The organism is Aestuariivirga sp. (assembly GCF_041738905.1).
Taxonomy (GTDB): Bacteria; Pseudomonadota; Alphaproteobacteria; order Rhizobiales; family Aestuariivirgaceae; genus Aestuariivirga.
Genome location: NZ_JBGSOZ010000129.1, coordinates 1 through 23686, shown reverse-complemented (window position 1 = coordinate 23686; position 23686 = coordinate 1). Strand labels below are relative to the sequence as shown.

Annotated in this window: 26 protein-coding genes; 12 read left to right on the top strand and 14 right to left on the bottom strand. The window is 62.4% G+C overall.

Annotation, left to right across the window (positions count from 1 at the left end; translation table 11 throughout):
* From ACEW8Q_RS11695 to ACEW8Q_RS11675, 5 genes are all read right to left on the bottom strand, one after another.
* Positions 1 to 237: translation initiation factor IF-2 associated domain-containing protein (locus ACEW8Q_RS11695; protein WP_373504230.1), on the bottom strand; the 237-nt coding region annotated here is incomplete at its 3' end.
* Positions 234 to 887: an RNA-binding protein gene (locus tag ACEW8Q_RS11690; protein ID WP_373504234.1), complete on the bottom strand. Its 654-nt coding sequence runs from the start codon at positions 885 to 887 to the stop codon at positions 234 to 236. The genes ACEW8Q_RS11690 and ACEW8Q_RS11695, both read right to left, overlap by 4 nt.
* Positions 888 to 923: 36 nt before the next feature.
* Positions 924 to 2528, bottom strand: a complete 1605-nt coding sequence (gene nusA, locus ACEW8Q_RS11685) for a transcription termination factor NusA (protein ID WP_373504229.1) — start codon at positions 2526 to 2528, stop codon at positions 924 to 926.
* Positions 2529 to 2580: 52 nt separating this feature from the next.
* Positions 2581 to 3204, bottom strand: coding sequence for a ribosome maturation factor RimP (gene rimP / locus ACEW8Q_RS11680; RefSeq protein ID WP_373504228.1), 624 nt, complete (start codon positions 3202 to 3204; stop codon positions 2581 to 2583).
* A 168-nt stretch (positions 3205 to 3372) separates the two neighbouring features.
* Entirely contained in the window at positions 3373 to 3534 is a 162-nt protein-coding gene (locus ACEW8Q_RS11675) for a DUF2256 domain-containing protein (protein WP_373504227.1), read from the bottom strand.
* Between the two features lie 158 nt (positions 3535 to 3692).
* Here ACEW8Q_RS11675 and ACEW8Q_RS11670 point away from each other — a divergent pair, with 158 nt between their 5' ends.
* On the top strand, positions 3693 to 4970 hold the full coding sequence (locus ACEW8Q_RS11670) for an Hsp70 family protein (protein WP_373504226.1): 1278 nt from the start codon (positions 3693 to 3695) through the stop codon (positions 4968 to 4970).
* A gap of 11 nt (positions 4971 to 4981) precedes the next feature.
* Here the strand turns inward: ACEW8Q_RS11670 and ACEW8Q_RS11665 are convergent, their stop codons facing one another.
* The 4 genes from ACEW8Q_RS11665 to lnt form a co-directional block, all read right to left on the bottom strand.
* Positions 4982 to 5680, bottom strand: coding sequence for a tRNA (guanosine(46)-N(7))-methyltransferase TrmB (locus ACEW8Q_RS11665; protein ID WP_373504225.1), 699 nt, complete (start codon positions 5678 to 5680; stop codon positions 4982 to 4984).
* Positions 5681 to 5699: 19 nt separating this feature from the next.
* A complete protein-coding gene (gene metK, locus ACEW8Q_RS11660; RefSeq protein WP_373504224.1) occupies positions 5700 to 6902 on the bottom strand; it encodes a methionine adenosyltransferase in 1203 nt (400 codons plus the stop codon).
* Positions 6903 to 6994: 92 nt separating this feature from the next.
* Positions 6995 to 7396, bottom strand: a complete 402-nt coding sequence (locus ACEW8Q_RS11655; protein WP_373504233.1) for a helix-turn-helix domain-containing protein — start codon at positions 7394 to 7396, stop codon at positions 6995 to 6997.
* A 182-nt stretch (positions 7397 to 7578) separates the two neighbouring features.
* Positions 7579 to 9126 carry an apolipoprotein N-acyltransferase gene (gene lnt / locus ACEW8Q_RS11650; protein WP_373504223.1) on the bottom strand — a complete coding sequence of 516 codons (1548 nt, stop codon included), beginning with the start codon at positions 9124 to 9126 and terminating at the stop codon, positions 7579 to 7581.
* Positions 9127 to 9213: 87 nt separating this feature from the next.
* Between lnt and ACEW8Q_RS11645 the strand changes: the two genes are divergently transcribed.
* Positions 9214 to 10020: an aspartate/glutamate racemase family protein gene (locus ACEW8Q_RS11645; RefSeq protein ID WP_373504222.1), complete on the top strand. Its 807-nt coding sequence runs from the start codon at positions 9214 to 9216 to the stop codon at positions 10018 to 10020.
* Complete coding sequence (locus ACEW8Q_RS11640; protein ID WP_373504232.1) at positions 10020 to 10613, top strand: DUF1989 domain-containing protein; 594 nt, start codon at positions 10020 to 10022, stop codon at positions 10611 to 10613. Before ACEW8Q_RS11645 ends, ACEW8Q_RS11640 begins: the two co-directional genes overlap by 1 nt.
* On the opposite strand, the gene ACEW8Q_RS11635 is transcribed toward ACEW8Q_RS11640, so the two are convergent.
* Both ACEW8Q_RS11635 and speB read right to left on the bottom strand, forming a co-directional pair.
* Complete coding sequence (locus tag ACEW8Q_RS11635; RefSeq protein WP_373504231.1) at positions 10610 to 11035, bottom strand: EamA family transporter; 426 nt, start codon at positions 11033 to 11035, stop codon at positions 10610 to 10612. The two genes, ACEW8Q_RS11640 and ACEW8Q_RS11635, sit on opposite strands and share 4 nt — an antisense overlap.
* Positions 11036 to 11051: 16 nt before the next feature.
* Positions 11052 to 12014, bottom strand: coding sequence for an agmatinase (speB, locus tag ACEW8Q_RS11630; RefSeq protein WP_373504221.1), 963 nt, complete (start codon positions 12012 to 12014; stop codon positions 11052 to 11054).
* Positions 12015 to 12127: 113 nt separating this feature from the next.
* On the opposite strand from speB, the gene ACEW8Q_RS11625 reads away from it, so the two are divergent.
* Positions 12128 to 12622: a hypothetical protein gene (locus ACEW8Q_RS11625; RefSeq protein ID WP_373504220.1), complete on the top strand. Its 495-nt coding sequence runs from the start codon at positions 12128 to 12130 to the stop codon at positions 12620 to 12622.
* A gap of 3 nt (positions 12623 to 12625) precedes the next feature.
* Here the strand turns inward: ACEW8Q_RS11625 and doeA are convergent, their stop codons facing one another.
* The gene (gene doeA / locus ACEW8Q_RS11620; RefSeq protein WP_373504219.1) at positions 12626 to 13807 is read right to left on the bottom strand and encodes an ectoine hydrolase DoeA; all 1182 of its coding nucleotides are present in this window, start codon (positions 13805 to 13807) and stop codon (positions 12626 to 12628) included.
* 72 nt (positions 13808 to 13879) lie between these two features.
* The gene (locus ACEW8Q_RS11615) at positions 13880 to 14824 is read right to left on the bottom strand and encodes a DMT family transporter (protein WP_373504218.1); all 945 of its coding nucleotides are present in this window, start codon (positions 14822 to 14824) and stop codon (positions 13880 to 13882) included.
* Positions 14825 to 14941: 117 nt separating this feature from the next.
* On the opposite strand from ACEW8Q_RS11615, the gene ACEW8Q_RS11610 reads away from it, so the two are divergent.
* Both ACEW8Q_RS11610 and ACEW8Q_RS11605 read left to right on the top strand, forming a co-directional pair.
* The gene (locus tag ACEW8Q_RS11610) at positions 14942 to 16036 is read left to right on the top strand and encodes an NAD(P)/FAD-dependent oxidoreductase (RefSeq protein WP_373504217.1); all 1095 of its coding nucleotides are present in this window, start codon (positions 14942 to 14944) and stop codon (positions 16034 to 16036) included.
* Positions 16033 to 16524 (top strand): tetratricopeptide repeat protein, encoded by a 492-nt coding sequence (locus ACEW8Q_RS11605; protein WP_373504216.1) that lies wholly within the window; start codon positions 16033 to 16035, stop codon positions 16522 to 16524. Before ACEW8Q_RS11610 ends, ACEW8Q_RS11605 begins: the two co-directional genes overlap by 4 nt.
* 8 nt (positions 16525 to 16532) lie before the next feature.
* On the opposite strand, the gene ACEW8Q_RS11600 is transcribed toward ACEW8Q_RS11605, so the two are convergent.
* Positions 16533 to 17333, bottom strand: a complete 801-nt coding sequence (locus ACEW8Q_RS11600; protein ID WP_373504215.1) for a phytanoyl-CoA dioxygenase family protein — start codon at positions 17331 to 17333, stop codon at positions 16533 to 16535.
* Between the two features lie 206 nt (positions 17334 to 17539).
* Here ACEW8Q_RS11600 and ACEW8Q_RS11595 point away from each other — a divergent pair, with 206 nt between their 5' ends.
* The 6 genes from ACEW8Q_RS11595 to ACEW8Q_RS11570 all read left to right on the top strand — a co-directional run.
* Complete coding sequence (locus tag ACEW8Q_RS11595; protein ID WP_373504214.1) at positions 17540 to 19138, top strand: ABC transporter substrate-binding protein; 1599 nt, start codon at positions 17540 to 17542, stop codon at positions 19136 to 19138.
* A gap of 42 nt (positions 19139 to 19180) precedes the next feature.
* A complete protein-coding gene (locus tag ACEW8Q_RS11590; protein ID WP_373504213.1) occupies positions 19181 to 20191 on the top strand; it encodes an ABC transporter permease subunit in 1011 nt (336 codons plus the stop codon).
* Between the two features lie 4 nt (positions 20192 to 20195).
* Positions 20196 to 21113, top strand: coding sequence for an ABC transporter permease subunit (locus ACEW8Q_RS11585; RefSeq protein ID WP_373504212.1), 918 nt, complete (start codon positions 20196 to 20198; stop codon positions 21111 to 21113).
* Between the two features lie 4 nt (positions 21114 to 21117).
* Positions 21118 to 22104 (top strand): ABC transporter ATP-binding protein, encoded by a 987-nt coding sequence (locus ACEW8Q_RS11580; protein ID WP_373504211.1) that lies wholly within the window; start codon positions 21118 to 21120, stop codon positions 22102 to 22104.
* The gene (locus ACEW8Q_RS11575; RefSeq protein WP_373504210.1) at positions 22101 to 23087 is read left to right on the top strand and encodes a peptide ABC transporter ATP-binding protein; all 987 of its coding nucleotides are present in this window, start codon (positions 22101 to 22103) and stop codon (positions 23085 to 23087) included. The genes ACEW8Q_RS11580 and ACEW8Q_RS11575 overlap by 4 nt, the downstream gene beginning before the upstream one ends.
* Position 23088: 1 nt before the next feature.
* A partial coding sequence (locus ACEW8Q_RS11570) for a thiamine pyrophosphate-binding protein (protein ID WP_373504209.1) occupies positions 23089 to 23686 on the top strand: 598 nt, incomplete at its 3' end.

Here is a 23686-nt window from a genome sequence, read left to right as displayed (position 1 = left end):
AGGACGCGGCGCTTCTGCTGCGACCGGAGCGGCAGGCGCGGCAACCGGCGCTGCCTCAACCTTCTCGCCCGGCATCGTGAACTTGCGCTTCTTGGTTTCCACGACCACGGCCTTGGAGCGGCCATGGCTGAAATTCTGGCGCACAGTTCCCGTCTCAGAGCCCGGACGCTTGATCGTCAGGGTCTTCTTGGCAGGCACATGAAGCGTCTTGTCGTCGCCGGATTTGTTGTCGGTCATTCCACATCCTTCGCGGCAGCTGCCGCACTCGTCTTTTCGGCAGCAGCCAAATTCTTCTCGGGGCCGGGGGCATCCCGGTAATCTTGCAACGCAACAATGCGTCGCACAGCTGCCTTGCCAGCGTTTCCGCCCAGCACGGCTGCATGTATCACATTTAGTCCACCCAATGCCAAACCCAATTCAGCATGGGTAAAGAGTTTGAAAGCCGGTATAACCGGACCTTCCGTATATTCGACTGCCCGTCTGGCCTGGTCGAGCTTCCGCTCGCCGTCAGCGGCGGCTTCCATGGCATGAAGAAGTGCGATCGCTTCTTCCGTTCGCACTGCAATATCGCATTTGGCCGAGCCCGTCACCACCTGACCGGCCTTGCGCGCCATTCCGAGCGAGCCAAGCGCGTCACGGACCAGCAACATATCGACCATGGAGCCAAGATCGGCGCTTGCAGTCACCTCTGCCTTGAGGCCGCGACGGAAGAGCTTTTTCTTCACCGCCATGTCGACATGGGCACGCGTGGCGGTGACCCAGCAGCCGCGACCCGGGAGCTTGTGCTTGAGATCAGGCACGACCGAGAGGTCCGGACCCGCGACAAAGCGGATCAGGGCAGCGTTGTCACCCGTGGTGCGGGTGACGATGCAGGTCCTCTCGGGCATATCGTCCAATCACTTCTCCCGGTTGCCGCGCCATGATCAGGCGCCGGCCTCTTCCTGGTCCGCATCCGCGTCGGCGGCAGTGCCGGCCAGGTCTGCTTCGGTCACCCAGCCCACCATCAGGCGGGCGGCCATCACCATTTCCTCGGCTTCGGCATGGGTGGTGCCGAACGGCGTCAGCACACCGGTGTGAACCGTGGTCTGGCCATCCTTGCGTTCCTTCCAGCCAACGAGATCATCGGCGGCATAGCCGGCGAAATCCTCGACGGTCTTGACGCCATCGGCGCCGACTGCCGCCATCATGGCGGTGGTCATGTTCGGGATCTGGCGCAGATCGTCATCGACGCCGAGTGCGCGGCGCTTCTCGTCCAGCTCGGCCTCGATGGCCTCCAGATGCTCGCGGGCGCGGTTCTGGATTTCCTGGGCGGTGTCCTCGTCGAAACCGTCAATCGAGGCGATGTCGTCCAGATCGACATAGGCCACTTCCTCAACCGAGGAGAAGCCTTCCGATGCCAGCACCTGGCCGACCATCTCGTCGACGTTGAGCGATTCCATGAACAGGTTGGAGCGCTCGACGAATTCCTGCTGGCGGCGCGAAGATTCTTCCTCTTCCGTCAGGATATCGATGTCCCAGCCGGTCAGCTGCGAGGCAAGGCGCACGTTCTGGCCGCGACGGCCGATAGCCAGCGACAGCTGCTCGTCTGGCACCACCACCTCGATGCGCTCGGCATCCTCGTCCAGCACCACCTTCGACACTTCGGCCGGCTGCAGCGCATTGACGATGAAGGAAGCCGGATCCGGCGACCACGGAATGATGTCGATCTTTTCGCCCTGCAGTTCGGCAACCACTGCCTGGACGCGGCTGCCGCGCATGCCGACGCAGGCACCGACCGGATCAATCGAGCTGTCGCGGCTGATGACGGCGATCTTGGCGCGCGAACCCGGATCACGGGCAACCGACTTGATTTCGATGACGCCATCATAGATTTCCGGCACTTCCATCTGGAAGAGCTTGGCCATGAACTGCGGATGCGAACGCGACAGGAAGATCTGCGGGCCGCGCGGCTCGCGGCGTACATCATGCACATAGGCGCGCACGCGGTCGCCATACTTGAAGATTTCGCGGGGGATCAGCTCGTCACGGCGGATGATGGCTTCACCGCGGCCGAGATCGACGATCACATTGCCATATTCCACGCGCTTGACGGTGCCGTTGATGATCTCGCCGATGCGGCCCTTGAACTCGTCGAACTGGCGGTCACGTTCGGCTTCGCGCACCTTCTGGACGATGACCTGCTTGGCCGACTGGGCAGCAATGCGGCCGAATTCCATGGGCGGCAGCTGCTCGCCGATCTGGTCGCCGATTTCGGCGTCGGCGTTGCGCGCCTTGGCATCAACAAGCGCGATCTGCGTCGTGTAATCCTCGACCTTTTCCACCACGTCCAGCAGGCGTTGCAGCTTCATCTCGCCGGTGTTCGAATTGATATCGACACGGATGTTGGTTTCCAGGCCGTAGCGCGAGCGGGCAGCCTTGCCGATCGCATCGGCCATGGCCTGGATGACGATGGACTTGTCGATGTTCTTTTCGCGCGCAACCGCATCCGCAATCTGGATGAGCTCGAGCCTGTTTGCACTCACTGCCATGGCATTCTCCCTTGGGAAGGGCGGAACGGAAAGTCCCGCACCCTCGATCGGTTCAATCCTCGTTGTCGTCTTCAGCGGCGGCGGCATCCTCATCCGCGCCACGGTTCTTCTTGGCTGCCTTGCGGGCCTGATTGTCCTTCGACAGAGCGTCGCGGATCAGGTCATCGGTCAGGATCAGCCGTGCCTCTTCGATGGCATCGAAGGGAATTTCGACATCCGGCGCATCGCCGTAGCTCGCCGCATCGCGCGTCAGCGTGAAACTGTCATCTCCGACTGCGCTGATGGTGCCGCGAAACCGCTTGCGATCGTCGACCATGATGGCCGTCTCGAGCTTGACCAGATGGCCTTCCCAGGCGGCGAAATCGGATCGGCGCACCATCGGCCGGTCAATGCCGGGCGAGGAAATTTCCAGATGGTAGGCACCATCGACCGGATCATCGACATCAAGGGCGGGCGAAACGGCGCGGCTGATTTCCTCGCAGTCCTCAACCGTGATGGTGCCGTCCGGCCGCTCGGCCATGATCTGCAACGTCAGGCCGTTCTGGCCGGTCAGACGGACACGCACAAGGCGGAAGCCGAGCGCCTCGATCACCGGCTCGACAATGGCCGCAATGCGGGCATCAACGCCGGTCTCGGTCACGATGCGGGGTTCGGTTTCCTGCACGTCTTCGGTCAAATGGTCCACTCCGATGGAGGCCGCAGCGAGCGTCAGGTAACAAAAAAGAGCGGGACCGGTTGGACCCACCCTCGCTCATACGACCAAGAATTTGAAGCCGATATAGACCTGTTTCGCCGCGATTGCAAGGTGAACGTCACTGCCCGGATTGCACCGCAGCAACGGGACCTATTTCTTGCTCGCGGTCCGGCAACGGTCCGAGCAGTAAAGCACGTTCTCCCAATCGCGCGCCCATTTGCGCCGCCAGGCAAACGGACGCCCGCAGGCCTTGCAGGTCTTTTCCGGCAGGCCGTGGCGCTTCAGGTGGCGAGGGGTGTCAGGTTTTGCCATGCCAACCAGTTGGAGCTGAGGCAGCCGGTTTCAAGATCAGCGCGCCTGCAAAGGCCATGCAGGCCTGCCGGGCCCGCGATTGATCTTCCCAGCCCTGCGTGCCAAACGGACGGCATCCCGATTCCACCCCTCCCCCTTCACCCTGCCTGGAGGCCGCCTTGACCGCGCTTGGGCTCGACTTTGGAACGACCAACACTGTCGTCGCCGTGAAGGCTGCGGCGGGCGCACGGTCGCTCACCTTCTCGAACTGCGAGGAGGTGACGCAAAGCCTGCGCACCTGCCTGTCCTTTCTCCCGGTGTCCCGGCAAGGCGTGAGGACGCTCACTATCGAGGCCGGAGGGATGGCGATCCGCACCTTTGTCGACAATCCGGGCGATTGCCGGTTCCTGCAATCGATCAAGACCTTTGCGGCCAGCCGCGCCTTTTCGGCGACCTATGTCCACGGGCGCAAACAGACCTTCCCGGACCTGATGGAAGCCTTCCTGCGGCGCATCGCGTCCTATGCCGGTGACGATTGGCCGTCCTCCATTGACCGTGTCGTCGTCGGCAGGCCGGTGCGCTTCGCCGGGGTCGATCCGGACGAGGCGACCGCCATCGAGCGCTACAATGAAGCGCTGGGGCGTCTCGGCTTTCCAACCATCCAGTTCGTGCTTGAGCCAGTCGCTGCCGCCTTTTATTTCGCCCAGGCACTGGCCAGGGACACGACTGTTCTCGTGGCCGATTTCGGCGGCGGCACCACAGACTATTCAATCATCCGCTTCGAACGGCAGGCTGGCGCGATTGCGGCGCGCGACATTGCTCATGCGGGCATCGGCATTGCCGGCGACCGTTTCGACTACCGGATCGTGGACAATGTGGTCAGCCCGCTCATCGGCAAGGGCAGCCACTACCGCAGTTTCGACAAGCGGCTGGAAATCCCGCGAAACTGGTACACGAATTTCGGCCGCTGGAACCAGTTGTCGATCTTCAAGACCTTGAAGGAATTCACCGAGCTGAAGGCGCTCGCGCGTTATGCGGAAGAGCCCGACAAGCTGCAGCGTTTCATTGATCTGGTCGATTATGACGAGGGCTATCCGCTGTACCAGGCCGTCTCCAGGACCAAGCTTGCCTTGTCGGATGCCGGGGAGGCCGAGTTCCATTTTGCGCCGCTTGGCGAAGACAGCCGCCGCATGGTGCGCCTCGCGGAATTCGAAAGCTGGATTGCGCCCGACATCGCCCGGATGGGGCAATGTGTTGATGACATGCTTGCCGGAGCGAACATGAATGTCGGTGATATCGACAAGGTGTTCCTGACCGGCGGAACCTCGTTCGTGCCGGCTGTGCGCACGATGTTCACCGACCGGTTTGGGGCAGAGCGCATCGAGAGCGGCGGGGAATTGCTGTCCATCGCGCATGGTCTGGCGCTGATCGGCGCAGACCAGCTCCACAACGGCTGAGCCAGGATTTTCTATACCCTGACAAACGTCAAATAAGCTGGCGTCCTGCCTTCGCGCAGAGCCTTGGCCTCATAGCGGGTGCCGGGCCAGGCCTCATAGGGCGTGTGCCAGTCTTCCGGGCCTGCCGCCTGCCACTCGAAAGCGGGGTGCGCGCGGCAGTGTGCGAGCGTCCAGTTGACATAGGTGTCGATGTCGGAGGCAAAGCGGAAACGCGAGCCTGGCTTCAGGACGCGGGCAAAGCGGTCGAGATTGGCTTCGTTGACGAAGCGGCGCTTCCAGTGGCGCTTCTTTGGCCAGGGATCGGGATAGAAGAGGTCGATCCCTGACAGCGAGGCATCCGGCAGCCAGTCCAGAACCTGGGTCGCGTCATCATCATGCAGGCGCAGATTGGTGCGGGGTTCGGCCTCCAGCACCATGGTCATCTTGGCCATGCCATTGACGAAGGGCTCGACCCCGATGAAGCCGGTTCCCGGAAAGCGAGCGGTCTCATGGCGCAGATGTTCGCCGCCGCCAAAGCCGATTTCGAGGCGCACGTCCTCGACACCGGCTTCAATCAGGGTTTTCAGGTCGGCGGGTGCCGGAGCGGCCAAGTCGAGGCGCAGCCGTTCCAGCACCGAGCCGAGACTGGAGGCTTGATGGGAACGCAATTGCTTTCCGCGACGGCGGCCGAAAAAGGCCTCCGTCGACCGGCTCTTGCGTTCCCCGTTCATCGCGCTGCTTTCAAATGCCTCAGGCAAGGGCCTTCAGCGCAGACTTCAGGGTCTTGACCAGATCGGTCTTCTCCCAGGAGAAGGATCCGTCACGGCCAGCCTTGCGTCCGAAATGGCCATAGGCTGCAGTGCGGGCATAGATCGGCTTGTTGAGGTCCAGATGCTTGCGGATGCCCGACGGCGACAGGTCCATGACCTTCGGCAGGACAGCTTCCAGATCGCGGGCTTCCACCTTGCCGGTTTCGTGCAGGTCGACATAGACCGACAGTGGTTGGGCAACGCCAATGGCATAGGAGAGCTGGATGGTGCAGCGCTTGGCAAGCCCCGCCGCGACGACGTTCTTCGCCAGATAGCGCGCGGCATAGGCGGCCGAGCGGTCGACCTTGGTCGGGTCCTTGCCGGAGAAGGCGCCACCGCCATGGGGTGCTGCGCCGCCATAGGTGTCGACAATGATCTTGCGTCCGGTGAGGCCTGTGTCGCCATCGGGGCCGCCGATATAGAACTTGCCGGTGGGGTTCACGTGCCAGACCGTCTTGTCGGTGATCCAGCCCTTCGGCAGCGCCTTCTTCACATAAGGCTTCACCAGCTTGAGCACATCCTTCGAGGTGAGGCTCTCGTCGATATGCTGGTGCGACACCACGATCTGCGTGGCGGCGACTGGCTTGCCGTTCTTGTATTCAACGCTCACCTGGCTCTTGGCATCAGGCCCCAGGGCCTTTTCCTTGCCGCTGTGGCGTGCGTCGGCCAGCAGCTTCAGTATCTTGTGGGAATAGTAAATCGGCGCCGGCATCAGTTCCGGCGTCTCGTCGCAGGCATAACCGAACATGATGCCCTGGTCGCCGGCTCCATCTTCCTTCTTTTCGGCGGAATCGACGCCCTGCGCGATGTCGGCCGACTGGCTGTGGAGGAGAATGACGATCTTGGCAGTTTCCCAGTGGAAACCGGTCTGTTCGTATCCGATGTCCCTGATGGCCTTGCGGGCAGCGTCTTCGATCTTGTCCTTGGTAACGGATGCGGGACCGCGAGTTTCGCCCGCGATCACCACAAAGTTCGTCGTCGCAAGGGTTTCGCAGGCAACCCGCACCTGCCAGGGGTCGAAGCCCTGTTCCAGCGCTTCACGGTAAAACAGATCGACAACTTCGTCGGAAATCCGGTCGCACACCTTGTCCGGATGCCCCTCGGAAACTGACTCGCTCGTGAAGACAAAATTCTTGCGCGACATGAAGTCCCGTTACCCCATCATGAACCCGCGCACGTTTTGACAGCGAAGGAAACGCCGGTCAAGCAGGCTTGTGATGGGGCCTGGCCGTCAGTCTATTCTTTCGTTTCGGCAATGACCCTGGCGATAGTCGAGATGAGCTTGCGCTTGTTGACGCTGTCGGCGTCGCGAAACGCCTTGGCCAGAGTCACGCCCTCGACGTTCATCAGCGCAGAGAGAACCGCGTCTTCCTCACGCTGCTCGCCCATGCCTCCCTGTCCCTCGACACCAGGCAATTCCTCGAAGAAGAACTGAACCGGCACGCCGAGTATCTTTGCAGAGAAGTACAAGCGGCTCGCACTGATGCGATTGGCGCCCTTTTCATATTTCTGCACTTGCTGGAAAGTGATGCCGAGTAACTCACCCAGCTTTTCCTGGCTCATGCCGATTAGCTGACGGCGCATGCGGATTCTGCTGCCCACATGGACGTCGACGAAGTTCGGATCGCGTCTTGTCATATTTACCTCAGACCTGATGCCCCCCGGTCTGATGCCCGGCACTGCTGCAAAGTTATCTGTCATGACTTTGACTGCAACACCTCAAGCAACTCAGGCTTAGTATACATGTTCATCATGCGCAATTCCTTTTCAACGGTATCGCCCGGCGGCAGGGCCATTTGCGCCCCTCACGCGACATCCGATTAAGACTTCCTGAACAAGTGTATCAAAATAGAGCTTCCCGCGGAGAGCGCAACCATCAGCAGAAGAATCCAGTCTCCCCATCCCGCATAGAGAGTGGCAGGGGATGCTACTGGAAGTGGCGAATCGATTACACCTGCTTCCATCAAAGGAAGTTGATGGAGATATCTCCCATAAGAATCGATGACAGCCGATACACCGGTGTTCGCGGCACGCACCAGAGGCAGCCCCTGCTCGATGCTGCGCATGCGCGCCTGGGCCACATGCTGATAGGGGCCCGTTGAACGCCCGAACCATCCATCATTGGTGACATTCACGAGGAAGCCGGGCCGGTTCGCAGGATCGACAAGCTTGTCCGGAAAAACCACTTCATAGCAGACGAGAAAACCGGCATCGGGCGCGCCCGGCAACGCCATCGTCCGTGGTCCGGGACCGGACGTGAAGCTCCCCGGTGTCCGCACCACCTTCTGAAATCCCAGCGGCTCCAGCAGCCAGGCGAGCGGCAGGAACTCGCCGCCGGGCACCAGCCGCCACTTGTCATAGCGCGCGGCGACCTCCGCATGGCCGTCAAATACGATGATGCTGTTGAAGGCATCCGCGTCCTCGCCGTCGCCATCCCGCCGGATCGAGCCGGTGACCAGCACCGTGCGGCCGCCGAGAAGCGGCTTCAGTTCCGATTTTGCGACAGGGTTTTCGTCGATGAGGAACGGCACCGCTGATTCAGGCCAGAACAGATGCGTGACGCCGCCGATGCCTTCCGGGCGTTCAGGCGTCGAGGCAGCGGAGAGATCCTTCAGTTGCTCGAAGATGCTGCGCGCGTTTTCTTGCCGCCATTTCTGCTCTTGAGAGATATTGGGCTGCACGATGCGGAGCGCCGCGCCGGGCACCATGGCGTTGGTCGCCGTCGACAGCCGGTATGCGCCATATCCCCAGGCCAGCGGCAGAATCAGAAGCAGTGACGATGCCATGGCACGCGCCGCCATCGAGGTCCGGCCAAACAGGGCATGGGGCAGCGAGGCCCACAGCACGATCATCAGCGTGAGTCCTGTCATTCCGATGATGGAAGCAGACTGCGCGACAGCGCCCATTCCGTCCGCCACAAGCCCCGGTGCCGCCCACGGAAAACCCGTGAACAGATGGCCGCGCAGCCATTCGGTCGCGGCGATTGACGCAGCAAAGGCCAGCACCAATGGCAAGCCGCGCCCGCCGAGCCGCTTCGCCACCACGGCCGCCAGCCCCCAGTAGATGGCCATGCCGCCCGCAAGGATGCCCAGCATGAAGGGCATCATCCACAGATATGTGGCGGCATCGATGAGGAAGGCAAAACCGATCCAGTGGAAGGCAACCGCGAAATAGCCGAGGCCAAAGAGCCAGCCTGTCCCGAAGCCGCTCCGCCATGACCTTTCCGGGACATTCTCGAGCAGGACCAGAAACACCGTGAAGCTGACGAACAGAACCGGCCACAAGCCGAGCGGCGGCAGGCCAAGCGCCGCCACCGCACCGCAGGCTAGGACAAGCGCTCCGCGCCGCCACCCGGTCAGTGCTGCCATGCTGTCAAGCCATCGAATCATGCGGGCCGGACTATAGGTCGGAGGCCCGATCTCTGATACAGAATCGACATTCGGAGGAGAATGCGGATGAATGACGTGTCGCCCAGCGCAAAGCCCCAGGACGAGATGGTCCTGATCGAACATCTTCCCTTCGAGACCGATGGCGGCATCGCCAGCCGCGCCAGTCTCGGCCTCCTGGTGCTCGCGACCGATTTCACCATCGAGCATGAATGGCGCGCCATCATGGGAGGCCTTCCCGGCGTTGCGCTCTACGAGAGCCGCATTCTCAACGATGCACAGATCACGCCTGAAACGCTCCGCGCCATGGAGCCCCGCATCGCCGCCGCGACGGACGTGATCCTGCCCGGCAGCAACCTCGACGTGGTGGCCTATGGCTGCACCTCGGCCTCGATGGCGATCGGAGAGGAAAAGGTCTTCGAGCGCATTCGCAGCGCAAGGCCGAATGTGAAGTGCACCACGCCCATCACCGGCGCCTTTGCTGCGTTCAAGGCCTTGAAAGCAAAACGCATCGGCGTACTCACCCCCTATCGCGCCGATGTGAACCGCATCGTCGCCGACTATATCGCCGCGCGCGGTTTCGAGGTTCCGGTCTTCGGCTCCTTCAACGAGCAGGACGACCGCACCGTCTCGCGAATCACGCCGGCCTCCGTGAAGAGGGGTGTCGAGACAATTCTGTCGCATGCCGCGGTCGATACCGTGTTCGTGTCCTGCACCTCCGTCCGGCTCGCCGAGGCGGCCCGCGCCATCGAGGCGGAGACGGGCGTTCCCATCACATCCTCAAATCATGCGATGGCCTGGCACGCTCTCCGTCTTGCGGGCGTGACGGATGTGATGCCGCAATGGGGCAAGCTCTTCGAGGCGCAACTGGCGTGATGCACGAGGTTCATCGCGAGACGATTGCCGCCCGCGCGCCGTGGAGCCGCATCATCAACAAGGGCGAGATCCTCCGCATCATCGACACCCATGGCCAGCAGGCGGTCGACTTCCTCTGCTACAATGCGCATGACCCAGAAGAGCGCTACCACGAACCCAACACCATCAAGAAGGCCGGGCGCATCCTGCTGAGCACGGGCGACGTGCTCTATTCCGACCGCGCCAACCCGCTCTTCACCATTCTCGCCGACACGTTTGGTGGCCACGATACCATCGGCGGCTGCTGCTCCGAGCCATCGAACCGCATGCTCTACGGCGTGCCGAACACGGGCTGCCGCGAGAACTTCCTCGCCGCGCTGAAACCCCGTGGCCTTGGCTGGAAGGACATCGTGCCGAACGTCAACTGGTTCATGACGGTGCCGGTGGGTACCGCGGGCGATGCCGCCATCGCGCTCGGCTCGTCGAAGCCGGGCGACCATGTCGACATCCGCGCCGAGATGGACGTGCTCGCCGTCATCTCGAATTGCCCGCAAGTGCTGAACCCCTGCAACAACTTCAATCCCACCGAGATCGAAGTCGCCGTCTTCGCCTAGCGCAGAGCGATCAGCACAAGGCCGCCGCCCATCATCGCCACGCCCAGCCAGTTGAGGGGCGAGAGCTTCTCGCCCAGCAGCAGCACGCCGAAGATCGCCACGAAGATCACGCTCAGCTTGTCGACAGGCGCCACGCGCGAGGCGTCGCCCAGCTTCATGGCGCGGAAATAGCAGAGCCACGAGGCCCCAGTGCCCAATCCCGACAGCACGAGGAACAGCCAGGTCCTGCCCGGGATCTCGGCCGGAGCCTGCCACTGGCCGGTTGCCGCAACGATGGCTGACAGCACGGCGATGACGACGAACGTCCGGATCAAGGTCGCCAAGTCGGAATTGATGCCGGCGACGCCCACCTTGGCGAAAATCGCCGTCAGGGCCGCGAACACCGCCGACAGCAGCGCCCAGAACAGCCATGACCCGGACAGCGCGGACATGGGGGGGTCAGGCCTTGCGGCGCCTGGCCACGTCCTCCGCCATCGAGCACAGGATCTCGAACATCATGGTGACGCCCGCATGCGCCGTGATGCCGGACGGATCGAAGGGCGGCGAGACTTCCACGACGTCGGCACCGACGATGTTCAAACCCCTCAGTTCACGGAGCATCTGTTGCGCCTGGAAAGTGGTGAAACCGCCCACTTCCGGCGTGCCGGTGCCCGGCGCGTAGACAGGGTCCAACATGTCGATGTCGAAGCTTACATAAGTCGGGCCATCACCCACGATCTTGCGGGCTTCAGCCATAATGGCTTTCGGGCCCTTTTCCATCGCTTCCTCGATCCGAACGAGGCGAACGCCCATCTTCTCGCCATACTCGAAATCGTCATTGTCATACATCGAGCCGCGAAGCCCGATCTGGATCGTGCGCTTCGGATCGAGCACGCCTTCCTCGATGGCGCGGCGGAACGGCGTGCCGTGCGTATACTTGAAGCCGCCGAAGTAGCTGTCATAGAGGTCGGTATGGGCATCGAAATGGATCATGCCCACCGGAGCCTTTTCGCCCACCGCGCGCAGCACCGGCAAGGAACAGAGATGATCGCCACCGCCCGACAGGGGACGGATGCCCATGCCCACCAATTTCTTGAAATAGGTCTCCACCCGCTTCAGCGCATCTTCGACATTCGCGGGGTTCACCGGGCAATCGCCGAGATCGGCCACATTGGCGAGGTCATAGGGCCTCACCTTCGTGGTCTGATGCATGGGCCGCACCATGGCGGACATGTCGCGCATCTGGCGCGGCGCATGGCGGGGGCCGGGGCGGTTGGTGGTGCCGCCGTCCCACGGGATGCCGACGATGCCGATATCGATGTCCTTGGCTTCCTCGAGCGGCACATGCGGCAGGCGCATGAAGGTGGCGATGCCGCCGAAGCGCGGCGTGACGAGGCCTGATACGGGTCGGTTGAAGTCCACGGGGCTGATCTCCTGCTTGGTCTCATGCGTGTTATCGCATTCATCGGTCCTTTGCCACTTGACGGCAGATGTGCGCCAACGGTTTATCCGACTAAATTACTCGGATTACTGAAATGACATCCGCCCACGAAGGCCTGACCATCGCCGATTACCTCTCCCGCAAGCCGGAGCGCCTGCTACTGGAAGGCTTGCGCCAGTGGAATGGCGGCTACGAAACCGGCTGCATGAGCTGCTGGGAAACGGCCTCCGACAGCCTGACCGCAGAACTCGGATTTGCCGCTGCCGCCGAACCCCTGTTCCTCATCGCCCAGATGGTGCGCCACCTTCGCCAGCAAGGTGGCAGGCAACCGCAATTCTACCCCGCCAACTGCCGGCGCATGTGCCGCGACGAATGCTGCCTCATGGCCATGGTCGCCGCCGCGCAGGACAAGGAACGCTTCTGCTTCGACATGGCCGCAGGTGCGCTGAGCCAAGACGAGCCAGGCGACACGCTATATGATCTTGCCGTCAGCCTGGCCGACGCCATGACGCGCTCCGGCCTTCACCTGCTGGCCGTTCCGCCCACGGTGCTGGCGCTCATCGCGGGCCAGAAGCTCAACGTGAGTTGAAGCTCAGGCCTTCACCACCAGCTTGCGCGGCGTCTTGCACAGGCACTCGACACCCGTAGGCGTGATGAGGATCGTCTCGGACAGCTCAAGCCCGCCGTCGTCGAGCCACAGCGCGGGCATGAAATGCAGCGTCATGTTGGGTTCGAGCACCGTCTTGTCGCCGCGCCGGATTGACAGCGTGCGCTCGCCCCAGTCGGGCGGATAGGACAGCCCGATCGAATAGCCCGCGCGCGAGTCCTTGGTGAAGCCGCGCTTCGAAAGCGTGCCGAAGAAGGCTTCCGCCACCTCGCCGCAAGTAACGCCGGGCTTGCACTGGTCGAGGCCGGCCTGCGTTGCCTCCTGCACGGCCGATTCCGCATCGAGGAATTTCTGCGGCGGCTTGCCGAGATAAACGGTGCGCGACAGCGGCGCATGGTAGCGCCGGTAGCAGCCGCCCAACTCGAAGAACGTGCCCTCGTTGTTGAGGAAGGGCCGGTCGTCCCAGGTCAGATGCGGCGCCGTCGCATCGATGCCTGAGGGCAGCATGGGCACGAAGGCGCAGTAGTCGCCCCAGTGCCCGCCCGCACCCAGGATCGCCTGCTTCTGGATTTCGGCCACCAGCACATTCTTCGGCAGGCCCGGCTCCACAAGCTCGATCACCCTGGCATGCATCGCGTCAACGATGGCCGCGGCCCTGCGGATGAATTCCACCTCGTGGTCGCTCTTGAACGTCCGCTGCCAGTTCACCAATCCCGTCGAATCGGAAAAGACCGCGTTTGTAAGATGCGTGCGAAGCGACTGGTTGGCCGCCGCCGAGAACCAGTAATTGTCCATCTCGACGCCGATGCGGGCACGCTCCCAGCCGCGTGACGCGATGAGACGCGACAGGTCTTCAATCGGGTGCTTCAGCGGGTTCTGCACATAGGTGTCTTCGTAGCCCACGATATTGTCAGGGGCCATGAACACCGTGCGCCTGGCTCCTTGCGCGTCCATGCCGCGGCCCCACCACACGGGCTCGCCCTCCATCCCCAGCAGCACCGCCTGATGCGTATAGAAGGACCAACCGTCATAGCCCGTCAGCCATGACATGTTGGACGGGTCCGACACGATGACGAGATCGAGGCCCCTGGCCTCCATGGCCTTTCGCGTCTTGGCGATGCGGCGGTGATATTCGGCGAGCGGGAAGTGCAGCGTGACGTGGCTCATGGGAACTCCGGAAATGGTCGCCTACTCTGGCGTGTCCTCCGGCCCGAGGCAAGCCGCCACACCGGCATGACGCTATGCGGGGCGGTCGGTGGCGAACCTCAGCGCGAGAAGGCACAGCAGCGCGGCAGCCCCCATCCACAGCGTCGGCACTTCGCCGAAGAGCATGTACCCGAAGACGAGGCCAGCGCAGACGGCGATGAAGTCGGCACAGCTCGCCAGAACTGCACCGCCCCGCCGCAGCAAGGTGGTGAAGATGACGAACTCGGCCGCCATCGTGAATGCGAAGACCACGGTGGCCAGCGCGCCCGCGGCAGAGAAGGCCGCCGGGTCGAAGCTTTCACCCGAAACAACCGTCACAGGAATCATCAGCAAGCCTCCCATCACCAGATTGCCCGTGGCCACCTGAAGCGGGTCGAGATCCTTGGGCCAGTACCTGCCCATGAACACCAGGCCGATCGCCTGGGTGACGGGTGCCAGAAACGTGAAGGCCACCCATGAGAGCTGCGCCGGGCTTCCGAATGCGCTTGGAAGAAGGATGGCGCTTGATGCGGCGACGCCAAGCAGGATGCCAAACGTCTTGCGGCCGGTCAGCCGCTCCGTACGGAAGGCGGCTGCGATGCCAAACACGAAGATCGGAAGCAGCGACATGATGAGCGTGAGCTCGCCCGCAGGCACATGATGGGCTGCGATCAGTTCGACAGCCAGCTGACCGAGATTGACCAGGACCGTGACCGGCAGGAAGAAGGCGAAATGCCTGAGGCTCGGAACGAAGAGCTTGCCGGAGAGTACAAGGAACGCGGTGAAGAACCCTGCCAGTACCACATGGATGACCAGCAGCGCGCTCATGGGCTGAACCCCCTCAAGCCCCATCATTCGGGCAGACGCGTACTGCAGGCCGTAGCCCGTGCCGAGCGCCAGGACGAGGCCATACAGCACCGCTTGCTTCGGCCGCGACGGGCGGATCGGTACGTCGATGATATGAGGCCCGGAATCGGGTGAGGCGTCATAGGGGCTCATCGGACTCTCCCTGCAGGATCAATTCAGGGTAGAGTTGCCCTGGCGTACCGTCTGTTACCTGCGTCACACATCGAGGTTGTATTGGAAACTCGCCGAAGGCCGAGCTAAACAGAGGCAATGACAAAGAATTTCGACATCATCGTCATCGGCGCCGGCATTGCGGGCACTTCGGTGGCGGCCCATCTCGCCGAAACCCACCGCGTCGCCATCTGCGAGATGGAGGAACGCCCCGGCTTTCACACCACCGGCCGCTCGGCTGCGGCCTACGAGCCCAATTATGGCCCGCCGCCCATCCTCGCTCTCACCCGCGCCGCGCTTGGGCATTTCCAGAGCGGAGGTTATCTCACACCGCGCGAGACCGTATTCTTTGCGCCTGAGGGACAGGAAGCCGAGTTCGCGCACCTGATGAGCATCCAGAAGGGCATGGAGGAGATTTCGGTTGCGGCCGCGCGCACGAAATTCCCGTTGCTGCGGGAAGGCTATGCGAAACATGCCGTGCTCGATGCCGGCACCGCCGATATCGATGTGGACCTGCTGCACCAGACCTATCTGAAACTGTTCCGCCAGCGCGGCGGCGTGCTCGCCTGTTCTTCACCGGTGACGGCGCTGGAGAAGAATGGCGTCTGGAAAGTGCGCGCCGGACAGGAAACGCTGAACGCCCCCATCATCGTCGATGCTGCCGGGGCCTGGGGCGATGTCGTCGCCGGCCTTGCCGGAAAGACGGCGGTCGGCCTCCAGCCCAAGCGCCGTTCCATGGCGGTGGTGCCGGGCCCCGAAGGCTCGGACTTCATGAACTGGCCGCTGGTGGGCGACGTGGGCGAGACCTGGTACTGCAAGCCGCAATCGGGAAAACTGCTCGTGTCTCCCGCCGACGCGACACCGGTCGATCCGCATGATGCCTATGCCGACGACATGACGCTGGCCGAAGGCATCGATAGGTTCCAGAATGCCGTCGACTACGAAGTGACACGCGTCGAGCGCACCTGGGGCGGCCTGCGCTCCTTCGTGGCCGATGGAAAACCGGTGGTGGGCTACGACAAGGCGGAAGACGGTTTCTTCTGGCTCATCGGCCAGGGAGGCTACGGCATCCAGTCCTCGCCCGCACTCTCCCGCCTCGCGGCAGCGCTGGTTCGGCATGAAGCTCCCCCGTCCGACATAATGGACGAAGGACTGGTGCTGGGGGAGATTTCACCACATCGTTTCGCTGGATGACAGATATAGACAAAGACAAGCAGGATTCGATCTACGGGCAAGCAGTGCGTTTGCACGAAGACCGCAGTTACGATCAGGCATTTGTTCTCTTCAAGCAACTGGCGGAAAATGGTTATGCTGACGGCTGCTCGATGCTTGCTACGATGTATGGAGCAGGCCTAGGCACAGAATTTGATTTGGAAGCTTCTATTGCATGGGATTTGAAGGCCATCGAACTTGGAAGCTTAACGTCAGTTTACAATCTCGGTGTTACACACAGGGGTCGCGGCAATTGCCGGGAAGCCAGAAAGTGGTTCGAGAAATCAATCGCATCTGGCGATGGTGATGCAATGCTTGAACTTGCAAAATTGCTTGATGTCAGCGACCATGAAACGCCTCAGGTCATTGACCTGCTGATGCGGGCGATGTCCAGTCGCCACATTACGGAAGATAGCAGGGAAGAAGCCGAAGTGCTGCTCAACGAGATTTCCAATCGGCCCCCCATTTGAACTGTTCGTCACCCCGCCAGCAGAGGAAACTCCGGCGCGTCCATCACCGCGCCATGGGAGAGCGTGACACCCCGGAACGGCGGCGACGTGACGATGCCCTCGCGCCGCGCATAGCGCACGTTGTCGCCCATCAGGCGGAGCGAGAAGGCGCGGCGCTGCTCGTTCCTGCTCTTGTTGGCGGGTGCCCCATGGAGCGTGAGGTAGTTGAAGGCCACCGCATCGCCCGGCTCCAGCGCCCAGCCGAGAATATTGAACTTCGAGCGGTCGCCCTCGATGTCCGGCACGGGCTCGAGCCCGTCATTCTCGTTGAGCGCCTGCTTGTTGAAACGCTCGGGCCGGTAATACTTGCCCCACTTGTGCGAGCCGCCGACAAACTCGAGTGTCCTTTCCCGCGGAACGGAGTCCAGCGGAATCCAGAGTGAAACCGTGTCGCTGCCATCGACGCAGTAATAGGGCTGGTCCTGGTGCCACGGCGTCGGCACGTCGGCACCCGGCTCCTTCACCAGCACATGCTCGTGGAACAGCCGCACGGTCTTCGTGCCCATCAGTTCGCGGCCGATGTCCGCCGCCTTCGAGTTGAAGATGAATTCCTTGTACTCCGGGATGCGGTTCCAGTTGCAGTAGTCGCCGACAAAACGCCCCGCGCCATCCTTGCCCTGGTAGATCTTCACATCCGCCGAGGGTTCGGCCAGATTGCGGTCGATCCCTTTTCGCAGCGTCTCGACCCAGTCTGAAAACACGCCCCGTAGCACGGCAGCGCCGTCCCGGCGGAAGGCATCGATGGTTTCGGGCGCGACGAGGCTGGTCATGTGCATTCTCCGTGGGGTGCCGGAGAGACTGCCATCCGCCTGCACGGAGGTAAAACAAATCTTATGGATGACCGGCATCGGAAAAACGGATGGCCTTCCGGAGGGTCGCCGCGGCTGTGGACGGCGCAATTTTGATCAACCGGAAAAAACGTGCTTAAGTACATTCACGCCCAAGTTGGCGGACTGTTCTTTTCAGGGAGAAAACAATGAAAATAAAGACACTGTTCGGCGCAGCGCTGCTGGCCTCCACCATGCTCATGGCTGGTGCGGCGCAGTCCAAGACGCTGGTCTATTGCTCGGAAGGCTCGCCGGAAGGCTTCGATCCTGCCCCTTATACGGCAGGCACCACCTTCAACGCCTCCTCGCGCCCGATCTATAACCGCCTCGTGGAATTCGAGCGTGGCACAACCAACACGATTCCGGGCCTTGCCGAAAGCTGGGAAGTCTCGGCCGATGGTACGGAGATCACCTTCAAGCTCCGCAAGGGTGTGAAGTTCCAGACGACCGCCTACTTCACCCCGTCGCGTGAGTTCAACGCCGACGACGTGATCTTCACCTTCGCCCGCCAGTGGAAGAAGGACCATCCGTGGAACCAGTATACCGCCGGCATCGCCTGGGAATATTTCGACGGCATGGACATGCCGGCCCTTCTCAAGGACATCGTGAAGGTTGACGACCATACCGTGAAGTTCGTCCTCAACCGTCCGGAAGCGCCCTTCCTCGCCAACATGGCGATGGATTTCGCCTCGATCCTCTCGGCTGAATATGCCGCGAAGCTCGAAACCGACGGCAAGAAAGAACTGATCAACCAGCAGCCGGTCGGCACTGGTCCCTTCATGTTCGTCGACTACCAGAAGGACGCCGTCATCCGCTACAAGGCGAATCCGGATTACTTCAACGGCAAGCAGCCGATCGACGACCTGGTCTTCGCCATCACCACCGATGCCTCGGTACGCACGCAGAAGCTCCGGGCCGGTGAATGCCATGTGGCGCCCTACCCGAACCCGGCCGACATCGCCGGCCTTAAGGAAGATGCCAACCTGACCATGATGGAGCAGGAAGGCCTGAACGTCGGCTACCTGGCCTACAATTCGCTGCAGGCGCCCTTCGACAATCCGAAGGTCCGCAAGGCGCTGAACATGGCCATCAACAAGCAGGCCATTCTGGACGCCGTCTTCCAGGGCGCCGGCACGGCCGCCAAGAACCCCATCCCGCCGACCATGTGGTCCTACAACGACGACATCAAGGACGACCCCTATGATCCGGAAGCATCGAAGAAGATGCTCGAGGAAGCAGGCGTCAAGGATCTCAAGATGAAGATCTGGGCCATGCCGGTGCAGCGTCCCTATAATCCGGACGCCCGCAAGATGGCGGAACTGATCCAGGCCGACTTCGCCAAGGTCGGCGTGGGCGTCGAGATCGTGTCCTACGAATGGGGTGAATACCTCGAGCGCTCGAAGGCCAAGGACCGTGACGGCGCGGTGCTTCTCGGCTGGACCGGCGACAACGGCGACCCGGACAACTTCATGGCCGTGCTGCTCGGCTGCTCTGCCGTGGGCGGTTCGAACCGCGCCCAGTGGTGCCACCAGCCCTTCGAGGACTTGATCCAGAAGGCCAAGATCCTGCCGAACAACGATGCCCGTGAACCGGTCTATCGTGAAGCCCAGGTCATCTTCAAGGAACAGGCCCCCTGGGCCACCATCGCGCATTCTGTCGTCTTCATGCCGATGAGCAAGAAGGTGATGAACTACAAGATGGACCCGCTGGGCTCGCACCGTTTCGACGGCGTCGACATTTCCGAATAACAACACTGGACGGGCGGCCCTTCGGGGCCGCCCGCATCATTCATGCTCCGCTTCCTCTTCTACCGCATCCTGCTCCTGGTCCCGACCTTCATCGGCATCTCGATCGTGTCATTCGGATTCATCCGCATGCTGCCCGGCGATCCCGTGCTGCTGATGGCGGGTGAACGCTCCCTCACGCCCGAACGCCACGCGGAGCTGCTCAAGCAATTCGGTTTCGACCGCCCGATCTGGGAACAGTATTTCAGCTATCTGTGGAATCTGCTGCAGGGCGATCTGGGCGTTTCGCTGAAAACCAAGATCCCCGTCACCCAGGAATTCTTCACGCTTTTTCCCGCCACGATCGAGCTGTCTCTCGTGGCTGTGCTCTTCGCCATTGTCTTCGGAATTCCCGCGGGCGTGCTGGCCGCAGTGCGCCGTGGCACGGTGTTCGACCATGCCGTCATGGGCACCGCACTCGTCGGGTTCTCCATGCCGATTTTCTGGTGGGGACTGCTTCTCATCATCCTGTTCTCGGTCACGCTCGGTCTCACACCCGTGTCGGGCCGCATCGGCCTCGTTTATTTCTTCCAGCCCGTCACGGGTTTCATGCTGATTGACAGCCTGCTGTCGGGCCAAGCGGGAGCCTTCAAGTCCGCATTCCGCCATCTGATCCTGCCCACCGTGGTTCTCGGCACCATTCCATTGGCGGTGATCGCGAGGCAAACGCGTTCAGCGATGCTCGAGGTGCTGAGCGATGATTACGTGCGCACCGCCCGCGCCAAGGGCCTGCCAACGGTGCGGGTGGTTGGCGTTCACGCGCTGCGCAATGCCCTGATCCCGGTCATCACCACGATCGGCCTGCAGGTCGGAACATTGCTGGCTGGCGCCATTCTGACGGAGACGATCTTCTCGTGGCCGGGCGTCGGCAAATGGATGATCGACGCAATCTCGCGCCGCGATTATCCTTCGGTGCAGGGGGGACTGTTGCTCATCGCGGGTGTCGTCATGGTGGTGAACCTGATCGTCGACCTTCTCTATGGCCTTGCCGATCCACGCATCCGGCACAGGAAATGATCCGATGACCGATATCGCCGCAAAGACCGTCACCGTCACTGACACGCGCAAGACCGGCAGGCTGGCGCTGCTCTCCGAGTTCTGGGCCTATTTCAGCGAGAACAAGGGTGCCGTCGCCGGACTCGTTGTCTTCGTCTTCGTGATCCTCATCGCCATCTTTGCCGATGTGGTGGCGCCTTTCCAGCCGCAGGAACAATACCGTGACGCCTTCCTGAAGCCACCATTCTGGCAGGAGGGCGCGGACCCGCGCTTCATCCTCGGAACCGATGCGGTGGGCCGCGATATCCTCTCGCGCCTGATCTATGGCAGCCGCTATTCACTGTTCATCGGCGTCATCGTCGTCACCATCTCGCTTCTGCTTGGCGTCACCATCGGCCTGCTCACGGGTTTCTTCCGCGGCGCATTCGATGCCGCGGTGATGCGCGTGATGGACGTGTTCCTGTCCTTCCCCAGCCTGCTTTTGGCCCTCGTTCTGGTGGCGCTGCTGGGCCCCAGCCTGACCAACGCGATGATCGCCATCGCACTCATCCAGCAGCCGCATTACGTACGCCTGACACGTGCAGCCGTGATGGCCGAGATGGGCAAGGATTATGTGGCGGCGGCCAAGGTCTCGGGCGTCGGCAAGATCAGGCTCATGTTCGTGACGATCCTGCCGAACTGCATGGGGCCGCTCATCGTGCAGGCCGCACTCTCGTTTTCAGGCGCCATTCTCGATGCCGCGGCCCTGGGCTTCCTCGGCATGGGCGCGCAGCCACCAACGCCCGAATGGGGCACCATGCTGGCGGACGCGCGCGAATACGTCACCCGCGCCTGGTGGGTCGTCACCATGCCGGGCCTCGCCATTCTCATCACCGTGCTCGCCATCAACCTGATGGGCGACGGCCTGCGCGACGCGCTCGACCCGCGCCTGAGACGGAGCTGACCGCATGGCCCTCCTCGAAATCAAGAATCTGACCGTCGAGTTCAAGACGGGCTCCGGTTTCTTCCGCGCGGTAGACAACGTGTCGCTCACCGTCGACAAGGGCGAGGTTCTGGCGATCGTCGGCGAGTCCGGCTCCGGCAAGTCGGTCTCGATGCTGGCTGTCATGGGGCTCCTGCCATGGACCGCAAATGTCACCGCCGACCGCATGACCTTCGAGGGGGTGGACCTCCTCGGCATGCGCGCGAAGGAGCGCCGCAAGATCATCGGCAAGGACATCGCCATGATCTTCCAGGAGCCGATGTCGAGCCTCAACCCCTGCTTCACGGTGGGTTTCCAGATCATGGAAGCCTTGAAGGCTCATCTCGACCTCGACAAGGCGGCCCGTCGCAAGCGCGCCACCGAGCTTCTGGGCCTCGTCGGAATCCCCTCGCCCGAGCAGCGGCTGTCGTCGTTCCCGCACCAGCTTTCAGGCGGCATGAACCAGCGCGTGATGATCGCCATGGCGATTGCCTGCAATCCCAAGCTCCTGATCGCCGACGAGCCGACAACAGCCCTCGATGTCACCATCCAGGCGCAGATCCTCGAATTGCTCGTCAGGCTCCAGAAAGAGACCGGCATGGGCCTCGTGCTCATCACCCATTCGATGGGCGTTGTCGCGGAAACCGCCGAACGCGTGAGCGTTCAATATGCCGGGCAGAAGGTGGAAGAGCAAAAGGTGGCGGACCTGTTCCGCGACCCGCACCACCCCTATACCGCGGCCCTTCTCTCGGCATTGCCGGAACGCGCCACCGGCCGCCGCCTGCCTTCGATTCCGGGCGTGGTGCCGGGCCAGTTCGACCGGCCCAAAGGCTGCCTCTTCGCGCCGCGCTGCCAGTACGCGACCGAGCTTTGCCACAATTCCGTGCCGATGCGGGTGATGGGCACGCTCTGCCACTATCCCCTGAAGAACGGCATCCCCGACAGCCACCCCGGCAAGGAGAAGGCCGCATGAGCACGGTCCTCACCGCCTCTGATCTCACCCGCTATTATTCGATCTCGCGCGGTGCCTTTGCCAAGCCCGGCCTGCTGAAGGCCGTCGATGGCGCAAGCTTCACGCTCCAGCGCGGCAAGACACTCGCCGTCGTCGGTGAATCGGGTTGCGGCAAGTCCACGCTCGCCCGCATGGTCACCATGATCGAGTTGCCGACGTCGGGCTCGCTCAACATCGCGGGCCAGGAAATTGTCGGCGCCTCGACGGCAACACTCCGGGCACTTCGCCCGAAGGTGCAAATCGTCTTCCAGAATCCCTATGGTTCGCTGAACCCGCGCCAGAAGATCGGCCATGCGCTGGAGGAACCCCTCCTCGTCAACACGAATATCCGCCAAGCCGAGCGCACCGAGAAAGCCCGCGCCATGATGGCGAGCGTGGGTCTCCGGCCCGAACATTACGACCGCTATCCGCACATGTTCTCGGGCGGCCAGCGCCAGCGCATCGCCATTGCCCGCGCGTTGATGCTCGACCCCGACATCCTGGTTCTCGACGAGCCTGTATCGGCGCTCGACATCTCCATCCAGGCACAGGTGCTGAACCTGCTGGCGGATCTGCAGGAGCGGCACAATCTCGCATACCTCTTCATCAGCCATGACCTTTCCGTGGTGCGGCACATCGCCAACGAGGTGATGGTGATGTATCTTGGCCGCGTCGTGGAACAAGGCCCGAGGGACACGATCTTCGCCAACCCGCAGCATCCCTATACCAGGGCGCTGCTCTCGGCGACGCCCACACCAAACCCCGCAGCCAAGCGCGAGCGCATCGTGCTGAAGGGCGAACTCCCATCACCGCTGAATCCGCCCACGGGCTGCACCTTCCATCCGCGCTGCCCTCTGGCCTTCGACCTCTGTCCGCAGGTCAACCCCACCTTGCTTGCACATGAGGGAAGCCTTGTGGCATGCCACGCGGTGAACAGACCTGAAGCGGATACAAAGGCAGCCTGACATGTCAAATCGTGCGGAACTCTCGACCGGCGAAGCCCTCGTCGGCCTTCTCGAAGACTATGGCGTCGATACCATCTTCGGCATTCCCGGCGTCCACAACATCGAGATGTACCGGGCATTGCCGCGCTCGCAGATCCGCCACGTGCTGGTGCGCCACGAACAAGGTGCAGGGTTCATGGCCGATGGTTATTCGCGTGCCACCGGCAAGCCTGGCGTGTGCTTCACCATCACCGGGCCGGGAGTGCTGAATATCCTCATGCCCATGGGGCAGGCATGGTCCGATTCAATCCCCATGCTGGTCATCGCAACGGCCCTCGACATGCGCGATTCAGCGCAAGGCCGTGGGCGCCTCCATGAGATGCTCGACCAGCGCGGCGCGGCCGCCACCGTCACCACCCACCACATGCGCGCCTATACGCCGAAGGACGTGCGCGACGCCATCGCCCATGCCTTCGCGATCTTCGCGAGCCAGAGGCCGCGTCCCGTCTATATCGAGGTTCCGCTCGACATCCTGAAGGAAGCTGCCGGTGACGGATGGACGGCGCGTGCGCTGCCCGGATTGCCCTTCCCCGATCCGCGCGGCCGCTTCGATGCGGCGG

Bases quoted from the DNA above. Each gene is read 5' to 3' on its own strand.
- lnt (WP_373504223.1), bottom strand. From the start codon at position 9,126: ATGGCAGCACTGACCGGGTGGCGGCGCGGAGCGCTTGTCCTAGCCTGC.
- doeA (WP_373504219.1), bottom strand. From the start codon at position 13,807: ATGAGCCACGTCACGCTGCACTTCCCGCTCGCCGAATATCACCGCCGC.
- ACEW8Q_RS11610 (WP_373504217.1), top strand. From the start codon at position 14,942: ATGACAAAGAATTTCGACATCATCGTCATCGGCGCCGGCATTGCGGGC.
- ACEW8Q_RS11595 (WP_373504214.1), top strand. From the start codon at position 17,540: ATGAAAATAAAGACACTGTTCGGCGCAGCGCTGCTGGCCTCCACCATG.
- ACEW8Q_RS11590 (WP_373504213.1), top strand. From the start codon at position 19,181: ATGCTCCGCTTCCTCTTCTACCGCATCCTGCTCCTGGTCCCGACCTTC.
- ACEW8Q_RS11585 (WP_373504212.1), top strand. From the start codon at position 20,196: ATGACCGATATCGCCGCAAAGACCGTCACCGTCACTGACACGCGCAAG.
- ACEW8Q_RS11615 (WP_373504218.1), bottom strand. From the start codon at position 14,824: ATGAGCCCCTATGACGCCTCACCCGATTCCGGGCCTCATATCATCGAC.
- metK (WP_373504224.1), bottom strand. From the start codon at position 6,902: ATGTCGCGCAAGAATTTTGTCTTCACGAGCGAGTCAGTTTCCGAGGGG.
- ACEW8Q_RS11575 (WP_373504210.1), top strand. From the start codon at position 22,101: ATGAGCACGGTCCTCACCGCCTCTGATCTCACCCGCTATTATTCGATC.
- ACEW8Q_RS11675 (WP_373504227.1), bottom strand. From the start codon at position 3,534: ATGGCAAAACCTGACACCCCTCGCCACCTGAAGCGCCACGGCCTGCCG.
- ACEW8Q_RS11605 (WP_373504216.1), top strand. From the start codon at position 16,033: ATGACAGATATAGACAAAGACAAGCAGGATTCGATCTACGGGCAAGCA.
- ACEW8Q_RS11645 (WP_373504222.1), top strand. From the start codon at position 9,214: ATGAATGACGTGTCGCCCAGCGCAAAGCCCCAGGACGAGATGGTCCTG.
- ACEW8Q_RS11655 (WP_373504233.1), bottom strand. From the start codon at position 7,396: ATGACAAGACGCGATCCGAACTTCGTCGACGTCCATGTGGGCAGCAGA.
- nusA (WP_373504229.1), bottom strand. From the start codon at position 2,528: ATGGCAGTGAGTGCAAACAGGCTCGAGCTCATCCAGATTGCGGATGCG.
- ACEW8Q_RS11690 (WP_373504234.1), bottom strand. From the start codon at position 887: ATGCCCGAGAGGACCTGCATCGTCACCCGCACCACGGGTGACAACGCT.
- ACEW8Q_RS11665 (WP_373504225.1), bottom strand. From the start codon at position 5,680: ATGAACGGGGAACGCAAGAGCCGGTCGACGGAGGCCTTTTTCGGCCGC.
- ACEW8Q_RS11580 (WP_373504211.1), top strand. From the start codon at position 21,118: ATGGCCCTCCTCGAAATCAAGAATCTGACCGTCGAGTTCAAGACGGGC.
- ACEW8Q_RS11640 (WP_373504232.1), top strand. From the start codon at position 10,020: ATGCACGAGGTTCATCGCGAGACGATTGCCGCCCGCGCGCCGTGGAGC.
- ACEW8Q_RS11600 (WP_373504215.1), bottom strand. From the start codon at position 17,333: ATGACCAGCCTCGTCGCGCCCGAAACCATCGATGCCTTCCGCCGGGAC.
- ACEW8Q_RS11625 (WP_373504220.1), top strand. From the start codon at position 12,128: ATGACATCCGCCCACGAAGGCCTGACCATCGCCGATTACCTCTCCCGC.